The following is a 3089-nucleotide window of genomic DNA, read 5'->3' as shown; positions in this document are numbered from 1 at the left end:
TCGATGAACACTCGGATCGTCGTGGCCGCGACTCCGTTACTGCTCGTGCTCGGCACGCTCTACATCACTGCCCTGGAGTGGAACAACCCGGAGACCCTCGGCGGTATGTCGCCGCCTCTGCGGATCCTCAACGGGTTCACCATGTCCGCCCAGACCAGGACGGCCGGGTTCAACACCATCGACACAGGCGCGATGGATCCGGCGACGTGGCTGGGCATGGACCTGTTGATGTTCATCGGGGGCGGACCGGCCGGCACCGCCGGCGGCATCAAGGTCACCACCTTCGCGGTCCTGTTCTTCCTCATGCTGGCCGAGCTGCGGGGCGCGGGCGCCGTGACGGTGTTCGGCAAGCGTCTCTCTCGCGCCGTGCACCGACAGGCCATCACCGTCATCGTCCTGGCCGTCGGTCTTGTTGCTGCCTCCACGCTCCTGCTGATGGTCCTCACCGATTTCTCGCTCGACGAGATCTTGTTCGAGGTGGTCTCCGCGTTCGCCACCGTGGGGCTGTCCACCGGCATCACTGCCGATCTACCCGCTGGCGCGCAGCTCGTGCTCATCGCGCTGATGTTCATTGGCCGGCTGGGCCCGATCACCGCCGCCGCGGCTCTCGCCCTGAGGCCGCGACAGATCCTCTATGACCTCCCTAAGGAAAGGCCGATCATTGGCTAAGCACCGACTCTTCCGCAGCACCGATCCGGGAAGTGTCGCGTCCGCGAACGCGGTGGCGGTCATCGGCCTGGGCCGCTTCGGGCAGTCTCTTGCACTGGAGCTCATGGACAACGGTACCGAAGTGCTCGGCATCGACTCGCGTGAGCACGTCGTCCAGTCCCTCAACGGGAAGCTGACCCACGTCGTGGCCGCAGATGCCACTGACGAGCAGGTGCTGCGCCAGCTGTCGATTCCGGAGTTCGATCGCGTGGTCGTCGCGATCGGCAACGACATCCAGTCCAGCATCTTGGTCACGTCACTGCTCTTGCGGTTCTCAATTGCGCATATCTGGGCGAAGGCTGTCAGCGACCCGCATGGCCTCATCCTCGAGCAGCTCGGAGTTCCGCACGTCGTGTATCCCGAGAAGGACATGGGTCGTCGTCTCGCGCACATCGTGCGCGGCAGCATGCAGGATTTCATCGAGATTGACACCGATTTCGCGATGGTGAAGACGGAGGTGAACCCTCACTACGCGGGGATGCGGCTCGGCGACAGCAATATCCGACGCAAGCATGGCGTCACCGTGAGCGCCGTCAAGCACCAGGGCGGGGCGTGGCAGGCCGCCGCTGCCGACACCGTGCTGCAGGCCGGAGACATCATCCTGGTCACCGGGCCCACCCGACAGGCGGAACGTTTCAGCCGGCCGTCCGCGTAGTTCCCGGTTGCCACTACGTGCATTCTCGGCGCGGCTAGATGCCGGAGCTGAGGCCGGACGCGGTGAAGTGCTTCTGCAGGGCGCCCCCTTGCGCCTCTGCATCGGGAGGAGTGGGACTGGTGCGGTTGCCAATAGGGGCTCTTCAGAGTTGAGTGTGGGGTGAGGCGTCGAGGCCTCCGGTGATGAGGAGCATTCGGAGGCGATAGTGTTCGAAGTTGCGGAAGCCGCGGGCGATGCGGCGGCCGAGTTCGATGATCCCGTTGATGGCCTCTGTGCCGCCGTTGCTCGCGCCAGCGGTGTCGAAGTAGGCAAGGAACGCTGTCCGCCAGCGGCGTAGGGTCTTCCCGAGCCTGGCGATCTCGGGGATCGGGCAGGACGGCAGCGCAGCGATCAGCTGCTCGGCGAGGCGGCGTCCCTGGGCGGGCGTGGGCTGGTGGAACACGTCTCGGAGGTCCTGGGCGCAGTGGTAGGCGACCTCGACTGCGACGTGATCGGGGTGGGCCGCGAATGCGCTGGCCAGACGTGTCTGCTGGCGCGGCGTGAGGCGTTCCCGTCCGGCGCGGAGAACATGACGGATCCCGTAGAGGGGGTCGCCCTTGCGGCCTCGGTGGCCGAGGGTATCCTGCTGGATCCGGCGGCGGACGTCATCGACTGCAGCCCCGCCGAGCTTGACGATGTGGAAGGCGTCCAGCACGCAGGTGGCGTCCTCGAGTTGGTCATCGATCGCGTTCTTGTATCCCTGGAACGGGTCCAGCGTCGCGATCGCGACCCGCTTGCGGAACTCGTCGCCGCGCTCGTCGAGCCAGTCTCGGTAGGCCTTGCCGGATCGGCCGGGGACGAGGTCGAGGAGTCTGGCGGTGGGGTGGGGTCCGCGGGTCAGGTCGACCATCCCGGTGAGCTCCTTCGGTCCGCGCCGGCGCGGGTCCCGGTGGTGCCAGATGTGTTCGTCCACGCCCAGGACCTGAACGCCCTCGAACCGGGACGGGTCGTTCGCGGCCTCGATCAGGACGGGTTGGACCTGGGACCAGAGCGTGTTCCAGGTCGTGCCGAGCTGGCGGGCCAGGCCCTGGATCGTCGCTCCCTCGCGCCGGAGTTGGCCGATCGCCCAGCGGATCGCGCGCGTGCTCAGCAGGCCACGCGGTGCACAGACCTCCGGGTCCTGCTCGACGAAGGTCGTCACCGCGCAAACGCTCTCGAGGCAGATCCAGCGGCGCTTGCGCCACCGAATCCGCACCGGTCGGCCGGCCCATGGCGCGTCGATCATCTCGACCACCACTCGACCGTGACCAGTCGCGATGACACCGCAGCCAGGGCATCCCGTGACCGGATCGCAGGACTCAACCTCAAGCAACAGTCCGACTCGGGCCTTCGAGACGGCCACCAGATGAAGGCCAGGGAAGTCCAGGAGAACGTCGCATCGGACGCAGCGATCAAGCGCGTCAGGGCATACGCAACTATGGTTGGGCATCGTCGAGGTCCTTGGTGCGAGCAGAGGTAAGAGTCCGCTCATCATCGGGGACCTCGACGTCTATCCCCAGCTACCCCGCATCACCGGCGCGCCCACACTCAACTCTGAAGAGCCCCAATAGGGTCCGGATCGGCACTTCTGCGACACATCTGTCGCACTGGGTATACCCCAAGAGGACAGTCATTCCGTGTCACGAAGGACGTCGGTTGAGGCCGCCACAATCTATGGCTCGGCCCGCTCGGACATACTGGGGAGATG

3 protein-coding genes are annotated in these 3089 nt (G+C 66.1%); 2 read left to right on the top strand and 1 reads right to left on the bottom strand.

The genetic code is table 11. From position 1 onward, the window contains the following. Both ACT3TZ_RS14950 and ACT3TZ_RS14945 read left to right on the top strand, forming a co-directional pair. Positions 1–669 (top strand): potassium transporter TrkG (locus tag ACT3TZ_RS14950; protein WP_444584209.1); only part of this gene is annotated, 669 nt, incomplete at its 5' end. Beyond that, positions 662–1363 carry a potassium channel family protein gene (locus ACT3TZ_RS14945; protein ID WP_444584208.1) on the top strand — a complete coding sequence of 234 codons (702 nt, stop codon included), beginning with the start codon at positions 662–664 and terminating at the stop codon, positions 1361–1363. The genes ACT3TZ_RS14950 and ACT3TZ_RS14945, both read left to right, overlap by 8 nt. A gap of 142 nt (positions 1364–1505) precedes the next feature. Here ACT3TZ_RS14945 and ACT3TZ_RS14940 read toward each other — a convergent pair whose 3' ends face one another. Then, on the bottom strand, positions 1506–2831 hold the full coding sequence (locus tag ACT3TZ_RS14940) for an ISL3 family transposase (RefSeq protein ID WP_444584207.1): 1326 nt from the start codon (positions 2829–2831) through the stop codon (positions 1506–1508). Positions 2832–3089 lie beyond the last annotated feature (258 nt).

It is taken from the genome of Brachybacterium sp. AOP25-B2-12, assembly GCF_052378625.1.
GTDB lineage: Bacteria > Actinomycetota > Actinomycetes > Actinomycetales > Dermabacteraceae > Brachybacterium.
The sequence above is the reverse complement of the archived record's forward strand: the minus strand, read 5'-3'. Positions and strand labels throughout refer to the sequence as shown.